General features: G+C 61.2%; 21 protein-coding genes and 1 tRNA gene. 19 read left to right on the top strand and 3 right to left on the bottom strand.

Annotated elements, in window-relative coordinates; translation table 11 throughout:
• Window positions 1-1,394: PAS domain S-box protein (locus ACI94_RS10855; protein WP_286681410.1), on the top strand; the 1,394-nt coding region annotated here is incomplete at its 5' end.
• A gap of 2 nt (window positions 1,395-1,396) precedes the next feature.
• Here the strand turns inward: ACI94_RS10855 and ACI94_RS10850 are convergent.
• A tRNA-Leu gene (locus ACI94_RS10850) sits at window positions 1,397-1,481 on the bottom strand.
• A 350-nt stretch (window positions 1,482-1,831) separates the two neighbouring features.
• Here ACI94_RS10850 and ACI94_RS10845 point away from each other — a divergent pair.
• The 18 genes from ACI94_RS10845 to ACI94_RS10760 are packed head-to-tail and all read left to right on the top strand — an operon-like array spanning window position 1,832 to window position 12,714.
• The gene (locus ACI94_RS10845) at window positions 1,832-2,317 is read left to right on the top strand and encodes a hypothetical protein (protein ID WP_191092823.1); all 486 of its coding nucleotides are present in this window, start codon (window positions 1,832-1,834) and stop codon (window positions 2,315-2,317) included.
• Entirely contained in the window at window positions 2,314-2,556 is a 243-nt protein-coding gene (locus ACI94_RS10840) for a DUF2109 domain-containing protein (protein WP_066954096.1), read from the top strand. The genes ACI94_RS10845 and ACI94_RS10840 overlap by 4 nt, the downstream gene beginning before the upstream one ends.
• Window positions 2,549-2,785 (top strand): DUF2108 domain-containing protein, encoded by a 237-nt coding sequence (locus ACI94_RS10835; protein ID WP_066954093.1) that lies wholly within the window; start codon window positions 2,549-2,551, stop codon window positions 2,783-2,785. Before ACI94_RS10840 ends, ACI94_RS10835 begins: the two co-directional genes overlap by 8 nt.
• Window positions 2,775-3,014 carry a DUF2107 family protein gene (locus ACI94_RS10830; protein WP_066954092.1) on the top strand — a complete coding sequence of 80 codons (240 nt, stop codon included), beginning with the start codon at window positions 2,775-2,777 and terminating at the stop codon, window positions 3,012-3,014. Before ACI94_RS10835 ends, ACI94_RS10830 begins: the two co-directional genes overlap by 11 nt.
• Complete coding sequence (locus tag ACI94_RS10825) at window positions 3,011-3,478, top strand: EhaF family protein (protein WP_066954089.1); 468 nt, start codon at window positions 3,011-3,013, stop codon at window positions 3,476-3,478. Before ACI94_RS10830 ends, ACI94_RS10825 begins: the two co-directional genes overlap by 4 nt.
• Before the next feature lie 2 nt (window positions 3,479-3,480).
• Window positions 3,481-4,086, top strand: coding sequence for a DUF2105 family protein (locus ACI94_RS10820; protein ID WP_083524717.1), 606 nt, complete (start codon window positions 3,481-3,483; stop codon window positions 4,084-4,086).
• Window positions 4,079-4,747, top strand: a complete 669-nt coding sequence (locus tag ACI94_RS10815; RefSeq protein ID WP_066954083.1) for a hypothetical protein — start codon at window positions 4,079-4,081, stop codon at window positions 4,745-4,747. Before ACI94_RS10820 ends, ACI94_RS10815 begins: the two co-directional genes overlap by 8 nt.
• A 6-nt stretch (window positions 4,748-4,753) precedes the next feature.
• Entirely contained in the window at window positions 4,754-4,957 is a 204-nt protein-coding gene (locus tag ACI94_RS10810) for a hypothetical protein (RefSeq protein ID WP_066954080.1), read from the top strand.
• Window position 4,958: 1 nt separating this feature from the next.
• The gene (locus ACI94_RS10805) at window positions 4,959-5,807 is read left to right on the top strand and encodes a respiratory chain complex I subunit 1 family protein (RefSeq protein WP_066954077.1); all 849 of its coding nucleotides are present in this window, start codon (window positions 4,959-4,961) and stop codon (window positions 5,805-5,807) included.
• Window positions 5,804-6,055 carry a hypothetical protein gene (locus ACI94_RS10800; RefSeq protein ID WP_066954074.1) on the top strand — a complete coding sequence of 84 codons (252 nt, stop codon included), beginning with the start codon at window positions 5,804-5,806 and terminating at the stop codon, window positions 6,053-6,055. The genes ACI94_RS10805 and ACI94_RS10800 overlap by 4 nt, the downstream gene beginning before the upstream one ends.
• Entirely contained in the window at window positions 6,052-6,435 is a 384-nt protein-coding gene (locus ACI94_RS10795; protein ID WP_066954071.1) for a DUF1959 family protein, read from the top strand. The genes ACI94_RS10800 and ACI94_RS10795 overlap by 4 nt, the downstream gene beginning before the upstream one ends.
• A complete protein-coding gene (locus tag ACI94_RS10790; RefSeq protein ID WP_066954068.1) occupies window positions 6,432-6,890 on the top strand; it encodes an NADH-quinone oxidoreductase subunit B family protein in 459 nt (152 codons plus the stop codon). Before ACI94_RS10795 ends, ACI94_RS10790 begins: the two co-directional genes overlap by 4 nt.
• A complete protein-coding gene (locus ACI94_RS10785; RefSeq protein WP_066954065.1) occupies window positions 6,887-7,975 on the top strand; it encodes a nickel-dependent hydrogenase large subunit in 1,089 nt (362 codons plus the stop codon). Before ACI94_RS10790 ends, ACI94_RS10785 begins: the two co-directional genes overlap by 4 nt.
• Before the next feature lie 4 nt (window positions 7,976-7,979).
• A complete protein-coding gene (locus tag ACI94_RS10780) occupies window positions 7,980-8,585 on the top strand; it encodes a 4Fe-4S binding protein (RefSeq protein WP_066954062.1) in 606 nt (201 codons plus the stop codon).
• Complete coding sequence (locus ACI94_RS10775; protein WP_066954060.1) at window positions 8,582-8,971, top strand: molybdopterin dinucleotide binding domain-containing protein; 390 nt, start codon at window positions 8,582-8,584, stop codon at window positions 8,969-8,971. The genes ACI94_RS10780 and ACI94_RS10775 overlap by 4 nt, the downstream gene beginning before the upstream one ends.
• Complete coding sequence (locus tag ACI94_RS10770; RefSeq protein ID WP_273259200.1) at window positions 8,961-10,250, top strand: formylmethanofuran dehydrogenase subunit B; 1,290 nt, start codon at window positions 8,961-8,963, stop codon at window positions 10,248-10,250. Before ACI94_RS10775 ends, ACI94_RS10770 begins: the two co-directional genes overlap by 11 nt.
• Window positions 10,247-11,947, top strand: a complete 1,701-nt coding sequence (locus ACI94_RS10765) for a formylmethanofuran dehydrogenase subunit A (RefSeq protein WP_286681409.1) — start codon at window positions 10,247-10,249, stop codon at window positions 11,945-11,947. Before ACI94_RS10770 ends, ACI94_RS10765 begins: the two co-directional genes overlap by 4 nt.
• Window positions 11,944-12,714: a formylmethanofuran dehydrogenase subunit C gene (locus ACI94_RS10760; protein ID WP_066954051.1), complete on the top strand. Its 771-nt coding sequence runs from the start codon at window positions 11,944-11,946 to the stop codon at window positions 12,712-12,714. The genes ACI94_RS10765 and ACI94_RS10760 overlap by 4 nt, the downstream gene beginning before the upstream one ends.
• A 149-nt stretch (window positions 12,715-12,863) precedes the next feature.
• Here the strand turns inward: ACI94_RS10760 and ACI94_RS10755 are convergent, their stop codons facing one another.
• Complete coding sequence (locus ACI94_RS10755; protein ID WP_066954048.1) at window positions 12,864-13,130, bottom strand: DUF1922 domain-containing protein; 267 nt, start codon at window positions 13,128-13,130, stop codon at window positions 12,864-12,866.
• Between the two features lie 491 nt (window positions 13,131-13,621).
• Window positions 13,622-15,160 carry an FAD-dependent oxidoreductase gene (locus ACI94_RS10750; protein WP_286681408.1) on the bottom strand — a complete coding sequence of 513 codons (1,539 nt, stop codon included), beginning with the start codon at window positions 15,158-15,160 and terminating at the stop codon, window positions 13,622-13,624.
• Between the last annotated feature and the right edge of the window lie 58 nt (window positions 15,161-15,218).

The raw sequence follows: 15,218 nt of genomic DNA, 5'->3' as shown, positions 1-15,218 counted from the left end.
AACGCGCCGAGGAGGAGCGCCGGGAGAGCGAGGCGACCGCCCGCGCCCTCCTCGACGCCCCGGCAGATATGATTGCTCTCCTGGATACGGAAGGCCGGGTCATCGACGCCAACGAGACGGTGATCCTGAACTTCTCGCGGAGCCGTGAGGAATTGATCGGGATGAGCGCGTCCGAGATATTCCCCAAGGATATCGTCGGTTTGCATGCCTCCCGGCTGCATGAGGTCATTCGTTCGGGTAAACCGCTCCGGCTCGAGGAAACCTGGCAAGGGCGACACTATGATACCGTCCTCTACCCGGTCCGGGATGCACGCGGTACCGCAAACAGGATCGCAGTGATCATTCGCGACATCACCGAGATTAAACAGGCGGAGGACACGCTGCGGAAACTGACGCACGACCTGAACAAGCGATTGAAGGAGCTCTCAACACTATATAATATGTCCCGGATCATCGAGCAGTCAGGGGATTCGCTCGATACGATCTTTTGCAGCATCGTTCGACTGCTCCCCTCCGGCTGGCAGTACCCGGAAAATACTGTTGCCCGGATCACGGTGCACGGAGAGAGGTTTGAGACAGAGGGGTTCCGGGAGACGCCCTGGCGGCAGGCATCACCAATCTTCGTCCACGGAAAGAGGGTCGGGATGATGGAGATCTGCTACCTCCACGAGAGGCCCGAAGAGGACGAAGGCCCGTTCCTCCGTGAGGAGTGGGAACTCATCGACACGATTGCCGGGCAGTTTGGGAGAATGATCGAACGCATTCAGGCTGCTGAAGCCCTCCAGAAGAGCAAGCTGGAGTTCCGGGAGATTGCCCAGCAGGGTTTCGATATGATCTACACCTGCTACTATGACAGCGGGATTACTTACATCTCACCGGCAGTGATACGGATCCTCGGCTACACCCCAGATGAACTTGCAACCGGCAAGTTCCGCGACTACGTCGCCCCGTCGTCACTCTCCGAGTGGGAGAGAGGGCGAAAGAAGATAGCCGCAGGTGAGCCGGTCGAGGGGCTTGAGATTAAGGTTTTCCGTAAAGACGGTTCAGTAGCATTCCTTGAGTTGAACAAATCCCCGATCATCCGCAATAGAACGGTAGTCGGCGTCCACGCAGTTGGCCGGGACATCACCGAGCGAAAACAGCATGAACTCCTCAGGCAGCAGGCCTTCGGGCAGATTGAGCGGAACATCGAGCAGTTTGCAGTCCTCGGCGACCACATCCGCCAACCGCTCCAGGTGATCCTCGGCATGACCGAGCTGCTCGGTGAGGGGGAGGTCACGGCGAAGATCAAAGAGCAGGTCGAGCGGATTGACGGTTACATCCAGGAGCTCGACCAGGGCTGGATCGAGTCCAGGCAGGTTAGAGAGTTTCTGCGGAAGTATGAGCTGGTGTAGAGTGCGAGGGAAGGGATTCGAACCCTTGAACTCCTTCGAGACTGGACCCTAAATCCAGCGCCTTTGACCTGGCTCGGCAACCCTCGCGTATTACGTATCTAGTATATCAGCGCCGGGAGAGTTATACTTGTTCCCTGCCGGTTGGACTGGACTCGCGCCGGGATGAGACGCTTTCGGGCCAGGCTCTTATTGAGATAGCCGCGAGCGTATCGGACCGTGCAGCCCGAAGTTTGGCAACGGCGGCGCGTAGCGGCCCGGATTAGAATCCTTAGAAACATATATCGACTGCAAAAATCATTAGATAACATACAAAAGTAACCAGAGTTCATTATGCCGGAGACGCGCCAGAGACGTATTTCCGGCTGAATAGGGCTCGAAATGTTAACAACCAAAGATTTATTGAATTGATTGACCGTATTCTCAAGTAGTTGAGATAAATGCTGGGTGAGATCCTCCACATCCTGGCTGCAGCCGCTATCAGCTGGATACTCTTCGTAACTATCGATATTCTCTTCAAATTACCAGAAGCGGGGGGTGTCAGCGGAGCGTCGGCCATTGCGCGCGATATCGAGGCCGGCGGCGGCGCTCTTCCCGGCGGCACCATGATGGGGAATATCGTCTGCTCTCCCGACGCCTCGGCAGGGACCCTCCTCGCCGCCTGCGGCGTCTACGTCGCCGGCATCCCCGGAGGGCTCGCCGCAGCCCTGATGGTGTATATCGGCAACCGCATCTGCCATGACCCCGGTTACGCCGGGACCACCGGGGCGGTACTCGCCACGTTAGTCGTCTATGGCTTCACTCAGATCGGATTTGCCGCAACGGACTTCATCGCCGGGATGGTCATCGCCATCCTCACCATCCAGGGGCTCTCGCACGTCCACGCGAGCAGACTCCTTACGCGGCTCTGGAGGGTCCGGCAATGATAGCGCTCTACGTCGTGGCCGCGATTGCGCTCTTTGCCGTCATCCGGGCAACGCTTGAGAAAAACACCGGCAGGAAGTTTCTCTACGTGAACGTCATGAACTTCGCCGTCGCGGGTACGCTCGTCCTGCTGATCGACCACCCGCTCGCCCTCGTCGCGGCCGCGGCCTACTTCGTCGGGTCGACGCTCGAGTCGAACGCCATCGCAAGCACGTACGCAGGGGGTGAGCGGCGTGGATGAGATCATCATCATCCTCTTCGCGTCCGTGGCGCTCATCGGCGCCCTTGGGACCTACCTCCAGCAGGACCCCTTCAAAAAGTTGATCTCAATCGGGATCATCTACGGCGGCGTCATCCCGTTCGTCGTCGACCGCGGTTACCTGGACGTCGCGATCGTCGTCAGCCTGATCATCCCCATCTCGACCATCATCATCCTGCCGCTCATGAGGAGGGATATTCGTGACGCCTGAGTTCATCCTCGGGTGCATCATCCTCATCATCGGGGTGATCGCCGCCGGGTTCCCGCGCGAGAAGACCTACCTTACGAGGCTGATCAATCTTGAGATCCCCGCATTCGGGCTTCTCCTGATCATGCTCGCCTACGACGAGATGCTCGCTATCATGACCTTCATCGCCGTGACGGCAATCTCGACCTTCGTTCTCATGCGGGTCATCGAACGCAAGGAGGCCGCACGATGACGCCGAACCGATCGATCATTACCCGGATATCGGCGGCGCTCTCAAGGCTTGAGAACCTCACCGGGCTGTATGCGCTCCTCTTCGTGATCGTGCTCGTCTTCGGCCTCATCACCCTGCCGTCCATCACCTACAACGAGGACCAGCTCTACCCGAAGACCCTCAACCCGGAAAGTCCTCTCGACCCCTACGACCGGGGCGGCGTGCCGTTCGGAACAACTCCCGTGAAGTCGCAGTACCCGGAGAACTCCCCCTACGCAGGCTACGTGACGGCCTACCTCACCCCGTTCAGCCAGTGGCTCGCCGATACCACCCTCCATATGGGGACGACGATCGTCGCCCACCCCGGCGGCATCATCGATGAGATCCTCTACAACACCCGGGGGTTCGATACGGTCGTCGAGACGAGCATCCTCTTTGTAGCGTTTGCGATCGCGAGTTTCCTCTTCCGGAGGGAGGAGTCCTGATGATGGACGCCGCCACCTACTCGTTCGGGCTCGCCGTCGCCGTGATCGGGCTCATCATCGGGTTTACAGCCATCGTCCGGGAGAAAGACGACCTGCACCGGGTCCTCCTCACCGACCTCGCGGAGGTCCTCGGGCTCGTCGTGATCGCGCTCATCGCCACCGACCTTGCCGAGGCGCTCATCCTCCCGGGGCTCGTCGTCGGGATATCCGAACTGATGGCGGTCTCCGAGGTCTACATCACGAGAGAAGGGCTCCAGGCTCCGAAGGGACCGGCGTTCCGGATCGAGGTCATGGACAGCGCTCCGGGCATCCTCGCGCTGATCCTGGTCGCCTACGGCATCATCCTCTCGGGCTTCACCGGCGGGGCGGTCGCTGCGGTGGGGGCGGTCTTCTACTTCATGTGCAAGGGGCATGCCGAGCAGTTCGAGTTGATCGAGACCGTGAGCGGCTATGCGTGGGCGATCTGGATCGGGGCGTTCTTCGTCTTCATGTTCCTCCCCGCGTACTGGTTCTTTGGGGTGATGATGGCGGGCGGTGCGATCCTCATCAAGGTGATGGCAAAGATGTCCCTCGTGGGAACGATGCGGAGAGGTGGTCCGGATGTTTAACCTCCCCACCCCGAACATCGGCGGGCCGGAACTCTTCGTGCTGGAGTTCGGCGACATCGTCGCCTACTTCAGCCCCTACACCGCGGCGCTCTTCGCCTTCGCCCTCCTCTTCACGCTGCTCGTCATCGTGAGCAGGCCCGAAAGACAGATGGACATAGCCTTCGGCGGGGACGCCTACTACGCAAAGGAGGTCGACCCCGGTCTCATGCGGTTCCAGCGATTCATGGCGATCGCCTGTGGTCTGGCCACGCTCGGGGCAATGGCGACCGGGGACGTCTTCAACTTCACCCTCTTTGCGTCGCTTGTCGGGATCACGAACATCGGCATCGTCGCGGCCTACCGGAACCGGCATGTCTTAAACGCCGCGTTTCAGTACGGAATCGTCGCGATGCTCGCCACTGTACCGCTCTTTGGCGGCGCGGCGATCATCGCCGCGAGCACCGGCACGCTGAGCATGTGGGAACTCTTCACCGACGCGGTGACGGTCCCCCTCGTCGCGAAGGCGTTCCTGGTCCTCGGCGTCATGGGAGAGGGCATGGCACCGTTCTATGTGGCAAAGGCGGAGATCACGAGGGCACAGGGAGCGCCGTTCATCCTGATGGTCCACGTCAGTTCGCTCCTCCTCTTCCTGCGGGTGGCGGAGATCGTCATATCGATGTGATAAGCCATGAAGAAACAGACAGCACTGATCACCGGTCTTGCGGCGGCGGGTATCGGGATAGCAGGCGAGCCCCTCGCGGCCGCCGGCTACCTCCCGGTCTGGGCCGCGCAGATTCTCGCGGTCATCGCCTTCCCCGCCTTCGTCGTCTTCATAGCACTGTGGTGGAACGCGAAAACCAAGGATGGGGATATCCCGTTCATAGGATACTGACATGATCGAATACCTGCTCTTTGCAACCTTCGTCGGCCTGCTCTTCCACGGCATCCACCGGAAGATCATCGCAAGAGTCCAGGGACGGCCGGGGCCGCCGATCTGGCAGGAGATCCTGCATACCCTGAAGTTCTCCTTCAAAGAGACCTGGGTACCGAAGACGGCAAGCCAGACCCTCTTTGTCGCGGTAGTCTTTGTGGCTATCGGCATCTGGAGCGCAGCCCTCTTTGTCCTCCTCTCCGGGGGAAGCCTCCTCCTCCTCTTTGCGGTCTATCTCCTCCACAAGATCGTGGAGCACGGGACCGGCCTCTCCTCGGGCTCGCCCTACGCGAAGTTCGGGGCCATCCGGTCGGTCATATCGGCAGCCTCGGAGCTGCCGCTCCTCGCCACCGTCGCCGTGATCTACCTCTTTACCGGCTCGCTCTCGATCGCGGAGATCGCGGCCTACCAGCAGGTCCACGGCCCGCTCCTCTTCACCGCGGCGTTCCCGGCGGCCGTGGCGCTGTATCTCGTGATCCTCTCTAAGATGCATTACGGCCCGTTCTCGATCATCGAGGCAAAAGAGATCGTGAGCGGAAACATGACCGAGCACTTCGGAGTCTGGCGCGCCGGGCTTGAGGTGGGGTTCGCTCTCAAGACCTACGTGCTCCTCTACGCGTTCGTCCTCCTCTTCGTCGGAGCTCTGCCGCTGGGTCTCACGTTACTCCTGATGCTCCTAATCCTCGTCTCGCTCTCGTTCGTCTGTGCGGTCTCTCCGATGCTCTCGCCCTACGACACGGTTACCATACAGAGTCTCGTGACGGGCGCGCTCGTCATCTACATCATAGTCCTCGGGGTGATCATGGGATGAGTAGGATACGCCTTCTCCTCACGGCAGGAGCGGCCTTCTACGTGGCGGTCTTCCTCGCCCAGGCCGCCCAGAACTGGAGCGTGGCCGACCAGACACTCGCGGGTGTGGTCCTGCTCGTCATCGCCACGGCGCTTACCCTGGTTCACGACGAACTCGCTCTGAAACGCTACGAGATGGGGCTGCTCTGGGTGATGGTGCTCGGATTCCTCGCCTACGCGATAGCGCATAGTTTCGGGGTGCTCGCATGAAGTTCCTCTACGAAAAAGACCTCCGTCAGATGAAGTACACCATCCTCACGAGCACGCGGCATGACGAGACCGTCCGGGCGATTGCAGAGCGTCTCGGGGTGAAGGACGCGAAACTCCGGAGGGTGCTGATCCAGAACTTCGATATGGCCCTGCTCGAGAACCTCGAGTCCCGGTGGGAGATGGGACTTGAGTACGCGGACAAGGGCGATGCGGTCGCAAAAGAACTCGGGTGCGAACTCTTCACCCGATTCATACCCCTTGTGGATACAGAGAGAATGCAGGAAATTTACAACGATACACAAGCGATGATAGAGAACGGATCCTTCGATGAGGCCGTCGCAAGAGGCCGAGAACGGATCCGGGAGGCGATCCTCTCATGAGGAATATTCTCCAGGAGATCAAGAATGTCGTCCGCTCGAGGTCGATCCACGTCAGTTACGTCGACGTCGGGTCGTGCAACGGCTGCGACATCGAGGTGCTCGCCTGCCTTGCACCCCGCTACGATATCGAACAATACGGTATCTACGTCCACAACAACCCGAGAGAGGCCGATGTTCTCCTGGTTATCGGCTCTGTAACCCCGCAATGGGTAGACAAACTTCGTGATATCTGGGATAAGATCCCGGAGCCGAAAGTGGCTGTTGCCATCGGGAATTGTCCGATCTCCGGGTGTGTCTATGCCCGAAAGGGTAGCTTAACTTCACCACCCGTCGAGAACTATATACCAATTGCGGCATCGGTGCCGGGCTGCCCGCCCCGCCCGACAGAGATCCTCTCCGCCATACTCTCGGTTGCGCCGCTGATATTCAAAGACTACGAGGAGAAGCAGCGATGAAGAAGACCGTCGACGTATCCATACCCCTCGGCCCGATGCATCCGTGCTGGAAAGAGCCCGCCCGCATCAAGTGCGAGACGGCGGGCGAACGGGTGCTCAGGGCCGAGGTCGAACTCGGATACATGAAGAAAGGGATCGAGCGGATCATGAGGGGGCGGCCCTGGCAGGAGGTGATGTTCCTTGCGGAGCGCGTCTGCGGGATCTGCTCGGTCATCCATAACATGGTCTTCATCGAGACGATGGAGAAGATCAGCGAGATCACGGTTCCGCCGCGGGCGGCTTACCTCCGGGTCATCGCAAACGAGCTCGACCGGATGGCAAGCCACATCCTCGCGAACTTCTCCTACTGCTACACGATCGAGCACGAGACGCTCGCGATGTACCTCTTGAATACCCGGGAGACGGTGCTTGACAACCTGGAACGGCTGACGGGCTCGCGGATCAACACCGCCTACATGATCCCGGGCGGGGTCCGGTTCGACCTCCTGCCGGAGGACGCCGAGCGGATGCTTGCCGACCTCGCGAAGGTGGAGGACGAGGTGAAGCGGTATACCAGGATCTTCGAGACCGGGCCGCTGATCGCGCTCCGGAGCAAAGGAATAGGGTTCATGAGCCGCGAGGAGGCCATCCGGGCCCACACCGTCGGCCCCACGGCCCGGGCGAGCGGCGTCGAGGACTGCGACCTGCGCCTCCGGCACCCGACCTACCGGGAACTCGGGTTTACGCAGATAACCCGGACCGAGGGCGACAACTTCGCCCGGGTCATGGTCAGGTTCCAGGAGATCGTCCAGAGCATCGACCTGATCCGGAAGTGCATACGCGAGCTCCCAAAAGGTCCCATCCGGGGCGGCGGCCTCTGCAAGGCAGGTTCCGCCTCGCACAGCGGCGAAGCACCCCGGGGCGAGCTCGTCTACACCATCAAGACCGACGAATACGGCCGGGTGCTCGACATCGCCATCAGAACGCCCTCGATCATGAACATCGAGGCCTGCGCCCACTCGATGATCATCAATGCCACCTCGATTGCCGATGTGACGTCGACGTTCATCAGCAGCGACCCCTGTATCGCGTGCAACGAGAGGTGAGGAGATGCGATCGATCGTCTACTACGTGCGGGAGTTCCTCCGGCCTGAATGGGTGAAGAAGTTCTTCTTCGCAAAGACTGCGCCGCTCGAGACCCCGTCTTACTTCAAGGGCTACCCGACCCGGACAGAGAAGGAGTGCACGGGCTGTTTCTCCTGCATGATGATCTGCCCCGCACCCGATGCCATAGCGGTTCTCCGCCGGCAGGACCAATGGGAGCCGGAGGTCTACCCCGGTCACTGCATCCGGTGCGGCCTCTGCGTCGAGGCGTGTCCTGAAGGCGTCCTTGCGAGCGGGCGGATCCTCGATATCGCCCGGCGTGACGGGACGGCGTTCTCCTCGTGGTATCACCTCGAGGTCGACGATACCCTCTGCATGCGGTGCGGGAACTGCTGTGTCTCCTGCCCGGTCAACCGACAGATCGATCTCCAACTTGCAGCGACGGGGACGTCCGCGAGCGACGAGGTTATCATGCGAATTGAGGGCGGACGGGTGAGAATCCTCCACGAGGAGAAGTGCACGGGGTGTAAGACCTGCGAGACACACTGCCCGAACTCTGCGATCCGGGTCGCCCGGATGGTCGAAGGAGTGCAGGAGGAGGCGGAAGTATGATCTTTCTCATGAACACCGGGCGGACGGTGAACCAGGGCGTGACCGTCGAGAACAAGACATCAGCCGAATACGCGGCGGAGACATCCACCTGCTTCATGCACGAGTTCGATATGATGGAACTCGGGCTCGATGACGGGGATGCTGTCCGGGTGACCGGTCCCTGTGGGTCTGTTGTCATGAGGGCGGTCGCGTCGCCCGACGTGGAGGCAGGAACCGTCTTTGTCCCGTATGGACCGTATGCAAACCACATCATCTCTGCCGAGACCCACTCCACCGGGATGCCGGATTTCAAGTCGCACCGGGTGGAGATCGAACCGACGGATGAAGAGCCGAAGACGGTTCATGAACTGATGGAAGAACTGGGAGGTCTCGCTTATGATCGTTAAGGATGCGGTCTGCCCCTTCTGCGGATGTCTCTGCGACGACATCGAGGTTGAAGTGGAGGGGGACCGTGTCGTCGCCGTCACGAACGCCTGCGAACTCGGGACAAAGAAGTTCATGGGCGAAAAGAGGCTGAAAAACCCCATCATGCGCGATGGAAAGACCTGGAAGGATATCACCTACGATGAGGCCGTCCGGTATGCCACCGATATGCTTCTTGCGGCAGAGCGCCCGCTCCTGTATGGGTGGAGCGGCACGCATGGGGAGGCGCAGTGCGTGGGGGTGCATATGGCCGAACTCGTCCGGGGCGTCATCGACAATACCTCCTCGGTCTGCCACGGTCCGTCGATCCTCGCCATCCAGGAAGTCGGGCACCCGGGCTGCACCCTTGGGGTGGTGAAGAACCGGGCAGATCTGGTGGTCTACTGGGGCGCAAACCCTATCGATGCCCATCCCCGCCATCTCTCCCGCTACACGCGCTACGCGGAGGGCTTCTTCCTTGAGAACGCCTTCCGCGACCGGAAGGTGATCGTCGTCGACGTCAGGAAGACCGAGACCGCGGAGATCGCCGACGAATTCGTGCGTGTCAAGCCCGGTGGGGACTACGCGGTTCTCTCGGCGCTCCGTGCGATCGTCCGCGGAAAGACCGAGACGATCCCGCGGACGGTCGCGGGCGTCACCCGGGAGCAACTCATCCGGGTAGCGAACCTCTGCAAGTCCGCAAAGTTCGGGGCAGTCTACTTCGGGCTCGGGATCACGATGACCCGCGGGAAGTACAAGAACATCCGAAACGCCATCGAACTCGTCTCGGAACTCAACCGGCACACGAAGTTCACCATCTCGGCGATGCGGGGCCACTACAACGTCTACGGGTCGAACGAAGTGAACACCTGGATGACCGGCTACCCCTTCGGAATCGATTTCTCCCGGGGAATCGCCTTCTACAACCCCGGGGAGACGACGGCCGTGGACATCCTGGCCCGGAAAGAGTGCGACGCGGCGCTGATCGTCGGGAGCGACCCGGCCGCCCACTTCCCGCGGAAGTGCCTCGAGCACCTCGCGGAGATCCCGGTGGTCCAGCTCGATCCCTACCCGAATGCCACGACCGCGTTCTGCAACGTCCAGATCCCCGTTGCGGTGACCGGGATCGATGCTGAAGGGACGGCTTACCGGATGGACGGGGTGCCCATCCGGACGAGGAAGGTCATCTCCACCGTCTACCCCTCTGATCGGGAGGTCCTCTTAAAGATGTACACGCTGATGCAGGAGGCGAGAGCGCGATGAGCGAACTCCTCGTAAAGAACGCCTGCGTGATCGATCCGCTCCGGGGGATCAACGCCGAAGTGATGGATATCGCCATCCGCGACGGCAGGATCGTCGAGGAGGTGAGCGATGCGGCGGAGGTGATCGATGCCCGCGGGATGCTCACCCTGCCAGGCGGGATTGACTCGCACACCCACGTCTGCGGGACGAAGGTGAACTTCGGGCGCTACATGAGCCCGGAAGATATGCGGGCCGGAAGGACGCCCCGGCACGGACCGATGCACGCCACCTCCGGCTACAGCGTCCCGACCACCTACGGCAACAGTTACCGCTACAGCGTGATGGGCTACACCACCCTGCTCGAGGGCGCTATGGCGCCGCTCGAGGCCCGGCACACCCACGAGGAGTTTACCTACACGCCGCTGCAGGACATGATGGCAAACACCCTCTTCGACGGAAATTGGGCGATCATGGAGGCGATCCGGGACGGCGACGTAAAACGGGTCGCGGCCATCATCGCCTGGACGCTCCGGGCGGTCAAGGGGTTTGCCGTCAAGCTCACGAATCCCGGCGGCACCGAGGCCTGGCAGTGGGGCAAGAACGTCACGTGCATCCGTGATCCGGTGCCGTATTTTGAGGTGACGCCTGCGGAGATCATCCGGTCGGTCATCGAGGCGAACGAACTCCTCCACCTCCCGCACTCAGTCCATCTCCACTGCAACAACCTGGGGACGCCGGGGAACTACACCTGCACGCTCGGTTCGCTCGGGCTCGTCCCAGACCTGAATCCGAAAAGGCAGACGCTGTATGCGACGCACGTCCAGTACCATGCCTACGGCGGTTCGGACTGGAAGGACTTCTGCTCGAAGAGCGAGCCCATTGCAAACTTTGTCAACATGCGCCCGCAGATCGTCATCGACATGGGGCAGATCCTATTTGGCCGAACGACGACGATGACCGCCGACGGGCCGATGGAGTTCAACCTCTACCGCCTCCACCACGACAAGTGGAGCAACCACGACGTGGAGCTCGAGACCGGCTCAGGGATCATCCCGGTCGTCTACCGGCGCAAGAACCTGGTCAATTCGATCATGTGGGCGATCGGCCTCGAACTCGCGCTCCTCACCAAGAGCCCGTGGCAGTGCCTGCTCACGACGGATAACCCGAACGGTGCGCCGTTCGTCAAGTACCCGGAGATCATCGCCCTCCTGATGAGCAAGCGCTACCGCGACGCCGAGTTCGCGACGGTCCACCCCGATACCGGGTCACGGGTGCCACTCCCGGCGATCGAGCGCGAACTCGACTGGTACGAGATCGCGGTGATGACCCGGGCCGGCCAGGCGAAGGCGCTCGGGATCCAGGATCTCGGGAAAGGGCACCTCGCGCCGGGCGCCGACGCGGACATCGCGATCTATCCGCTCAAGATCGACGAGGTCGATCCCTCGGCCGAGTACCAGAAGGTGATCGACGGATTCAGCCAGACCGAGTACACGATCAAGCGGGGCAGGGTCGTCGCCCGGCGGGGCGAGTGCCTGGTGCACGGGAGCAACGCCACGTTCTGGGTCAGGCCGAAGGTTCCGGAGAACTACGATATGAGCAAGGATCCTGACTTCATCGAGAAGTTCGAACGCTACTACACCGTCCGGATGAGCAACTACCCCGTGCAGGAGGAGTACCTGAACCGGAACCGGTGCATTGAGACGGAGACGGAGATATGAAGGTCACACTTGCGATGAAACCTGCTGCAAAGTCGTTCATTCCCATCGAGGCGGAGGCGATCGTCCCAAAGAACTTCCTATCAGGCACCGATCTTTCTGTCTGGCGAGGGAACCGGGAGCTTGGACTTAACGAGGTCTTCACGGTCTCGGTGGAGGGCGATGCCGACCGGGCGGAAGACGTCGAGGTTGTCATATCTGGGGCTGATACGTTCCGCTTAAAGAGGATCGGCGAGTACATGGACGGCGGGAAGATCACGGTCCTCGGCAATATCGGGATGCACTGCGGCAACTTCATGAGCGGCGGAACGATCGAGATCCACGGCAACGCCGACGGCTGGCTCGGGCGGGAGATGACGGGCGGGACCATCATCTGCCGGGGCGACGCCGCCGACTACTGCGCGTCGGGGTATCGCGGCGGCAGAAAGGGGATGACCGGCGGAACCGTGGAGGTCTTCGGCCGTGCCGGTGATTTCCTCGCAGAGCATATCGCCGGGGGCACGGTGATCGTGCACGGCGATGCCGGGGATATGGCCGGAGCGGAGATGCACGGCGGCACGGTGATTGTTCATGGAAATTGCAGCCGTCCCGGTGCGAACATGAAAGAAGGGTCCTGTTACGTCTATGGAACCGCACAGGAGATGCTCCCTACCTTTAAAAAGGTCGGCGTGGTTCAGCACGAAGGACGGACGCTTATCCACTTTACCGGGGATATAGCAAACCGGGGAAAAGGAAATCTTTTTGTGAAGGACTTCAAATATCTGGACTGATGGTCAGGCATGAGTGTGGGTTCGAGGCCCCGATTCACTGTAAGAAATGCGGAAGGCCTCTGACATACAACGAGCGTACGGGGCTTTACTGTTCGCACTGCGGTAGAAGAGTGAGTATACTCTGTCCCGGTTGCGGGCATCTCTGGTGATCAGGTCCGGTTCTTCACCCATCTGGCGTATTGGGTCCGCAACTGCTGGATATCCTGATCCGTCAAGTCTTTTTTCCCGGTCCGGTGCAGATACGCCTCGAGCTGCTTCACCACCTGCTCTGCATCCAAAAAGTCATCTGCATCCAGGTAAACGGGCACCTGTCCTACGTTGATCGCCTCACCACACATCGGACAGAGCCTCCAGCGCTGATAGCGATCCACATAGGTGAAGGTTCGGCAACCCGGGCAGCGGATGACGAGGTACATGGTTAATGGGAGTGTGCGGGTGGCGGGATTTATAATTATCCATCCGGAGTTTTCTGATGCCACAATGAATCCATGTAGTGATCGGCGAAGGTTTTTAGTTGCAGCATTTTGCCAAGGACGGGGCAGGAGCACCGCCCGGTGCAGTGGACCGGGGGGCAATCGCCATATGGGGGAGGGTTTCAGGGGAGTGCGACGCTCTGAAAGAGCGGAGCTTGAGAAACTCGATGAGTTTCGAGGAACGACGGGCGGAACGCCCGGAGTTCAAGCACCGCTAGGTGCGGGGGGAGCATCCCCCCTCCCCTGTCTCCACGGAGTGATAGATCTCTGTAACCCCCACCACCCGCGCTTCGCGCTCCTCCCGACCCCTAAAGGGGGCGGGCAGTCGTGGCGATACCCCCACGAAATCCGTGCCAGGCAAACCGAAGATCAAGTGTGAGTGGACTGGTGCGAGTTGGGTCTCTCCTCCGTCATCTCTCAATATTCTTGCCCTCTCACCCACCCCGCGGCTTAAGATCCCTCACCGCCGGACCGTGGATCACCTTCCCGTCGGGATCGTAGCGGGAACCATGGCAGGGGCAGTCCCAGGTCTCTTCGGCGCTGTTCCAGGCGACGATGCACCCGAGATGGCTGCAGGTGGGATTGACCGCGTGGACCCGCCCCTCGTGGTCTCGAAAGATCCCGGTCTTCTCGCCCTCGATCATCAGGATTCTCCCCTCGCCGGGTGCAACGTCCCGGAGATCCCCGGCCGGCCGGGATATCACGCCGCCGATGTATCTCTCGGCCACCTCGATGTTATGGACGAGGAACCGCCGGGCCGATGCTGCGGGCTTGAACCGGTCGGGGGCATAGACTTCCGCCCAGGGGTTCGCGCGCCCCAGGATCATATCGGCAAGGATCATCGCGGCCGCGGTGCCGTTGGTCATCCCCCACTTCCGGAATCCGGTCGCGATGTAGACGTTCTCGTGGCCGTCGGCGAGCGGTCCGATGTACGGGACGCCGTCGATGGTGATGTAGTCCTGCGTTGACCAGCGGTAGTCGACGGACCGTATCGGGTAGACCGACCGTGCGTAGGCCTCAAGGTCGCGGTAGTGCCTCCGTGTGTCCACCTGCTCGCCGGTCCGGTGCTCCATGCCGCCGACGAGCACGAGTTCACCCCCTTCGGCGGGCTGTGAGCGCCATGAGTGGACCGGCCCATCGGCGTTGATGAACATTCCCTCCGGGAACGGCTCGTCGATCCGGGCCCCGATTACGTAGGAGCGCGAGGGCTCCATCCGGGCAAAGTAGAACCCGGGGCTGTCGTAGAAGGGGTAGTGGGTCGCAAGGACCACCGCCCGGGACGTGATAATCCCGTTCTCCGTCCGGATCGCACACCATCCGCCGCCGTCCTGGACCTCGAGCGCCCGGGTCTTCTCAAAGATCCGGCTCCCGTCGCCCGGAATCAGGGAAGCAAGGTACAGGAGGTATCTTAATGGATGGAACTGCGCCTGGTCTGAGAACCGTACCGCCCCGTAGGTTCTGGCCGGCAACGGGACGTCCTCCACAAACGTCGCCGGAAGGCCGAGGCTTCGTGCCGCATCCGCTTCCGCCGCGACCAGATCACGCTCCTCTTCAGACTCCGCATAGGTGTAGGCCGGTTTCCTGACAAAGTCGCAGGGGATATCGTATTCCCGGACGAGGGATGCGACCATCTCGATCGCCGCCTGGTTCGCGTCGGCATACTGCTTCGCCTGGCTGCTCCCGAACCGATCGATGAGCTCGGCATAGATGAGCCGGTGGAGCGACGTGATCTTTGCCGTCGTGCGGCCCGTCACCCCCCGGGCGATCCGGTCCGCCTCGATCACGGTGACCATGTAGCCTGCCCGCTTGAGCAGGAGGGCGGTGGTGATCCCGACAATCCCGCCGCCGATCACCGCGACATCGGTCTCCAGATCCCCCGACAGAGGGGGATGAGATGTCTGCGCCGTAGTGGCCATCCAGTACGACTCGTGCCTGCCCGGCAGGTCGCCCCGAGATCCTGATATCTCTACCATATGGGCCTCCTCGCTGGTGGGTGCCGCGACACCCATATAACGGTTGTGCAGGATTGAA

It is taken from the genome of Methanoculleus sp. DTU007, from assembly GCF_001512385.1.
Lineage (GTDB): Archaea > Halobacteriota > Methanomicrobia > Methanomicrobiales > Methanoculleaceae > Methanoculleus > Methanoculleus thermophilus.
Note: the sequence above shows the minus strand (reverse complement) of the source record. Positions and strands in the feature narration are given on the sequence as shown.

Coding starts and splice junctions, on each gene's coding strand:
- ACI94_RS10820 (WP_083524717.1), top strand. CDS start 3,481: ATGGACGCCGCCACCTACTCGTTCGGGCTCGCCGTCGCCGTGATCGGG.
- ACI94_RS10800 (WP_066954074.1), top strand. CDS start 5,804: ATGAGTAGGATACGCCTTCTCCTCACGGCAGGAGCGGCCTTCTACGTG.
- ACI94_RS10795 (WP_066954071.1), top strand. CDS start 6,052: ATGAAGTTCCTCTACGAAAAAGACCTCCGTCAGATGAAGTACACCATC.
- ACI94_RS10760 (WP_066954051.1), top strand. CDS start 11,944: ATGAAGGTCACACTTGCGATGAAACCTGCTGCAAAGTCGTTCATTCCC.
- ACI94_RS10765 (WP_286681409.1), top strand. CDS start 10,247: ATGAGCGAACTCCTCGTAAAGAACGCCTGCGTGATCGATCCGCTCCGG.
- ACI94_RS10810 (WP_066954080.1), top strand. CDS start 4,754: ATGAAGAAACAGACAGCACTGATCACCGGTCTTGCGGCGGCGGGTATC.
- ACI94_RS10840 (WP_066954096.1), top strand. CDS start 2,314: ATGATAGCGCTCTACGTCGTGGCCGCGATTGCGCTCTTTGCCGTCATC.
- ACI94_RS10780 (WP_066954062.1), top strand. CDS start 7,980: ATGCGATCGATCGTCTACTACGTGCGGGAGTTCCTCCGGCCTGAATGG.
- ACI94_RS10755 (WP_066954048.1), bottom strand. CDS start 13,130: ATGTACCTCGTCATCCGCTGCCCGGGTTGCCGAACCTTCACCTATGTG.
- ACI94_RS10750 (WP_286681408.1), bottom strand. CDS start 15,160: ATGGTAGAGATATCAGGATCTCGGGGCGACCTGCCGGGCAGGCACGAG.
- ACI94_RS10775 (WP_066954060.1), top strand. CDS start 8,582: ATGATCTTTCTCATGAACACCGGGCGGACGGTGAACCAGGGCGTGACC.
- ACI94_RS10845 (WP_191092823.1), top strand. CDS start 1,832: ATGCTGGGTGAGATCCTCCACATCCTGGCTGCAGCCGCTATCAGCTGG.
- ACI94_RS10790 (WP_066954068.1), top strand. CDS start 6,432: ATGAGGAATATTCTCCAGGAGATCAAGAATGTCGTCCGCTCGAGGTCG.
- ACI94_RS10770 (WP_273259200.1), top strand. CDS start 8,961: ATGATCGTTAAGGATGCGGTCTGCCCCTTCTGCGGATGTCTCTGCGAC.
- ACI94_RS10825 (WP_066954089.1), top strand. CDS start 3,011: ATGACGCCGAACCGATCGATCATTACCCGGATATCGGCGGCGCTCTCA.
- ACI94_RS10805 (WP_066954077.1), top strand. CDS start 4,959: ATGATCGAATACCTGCTCTTTGCAACCTTCGTCGGCCTGCTCTTCCAC.
- ACI94_RS10815 (WP_066954083.1), top strand. CDS start 4,079: ATGTTTAACCTCCCCACCCCGAACATCGGCGGGCCGGAACTCTTCGTG.
- ACI94_RS10785 (WP_066954065.1), top strand. CDS start 6,887: ATGAAGAAGACCGTCGACGTATCCATACCCCTCGGCCCGATGCATCCG.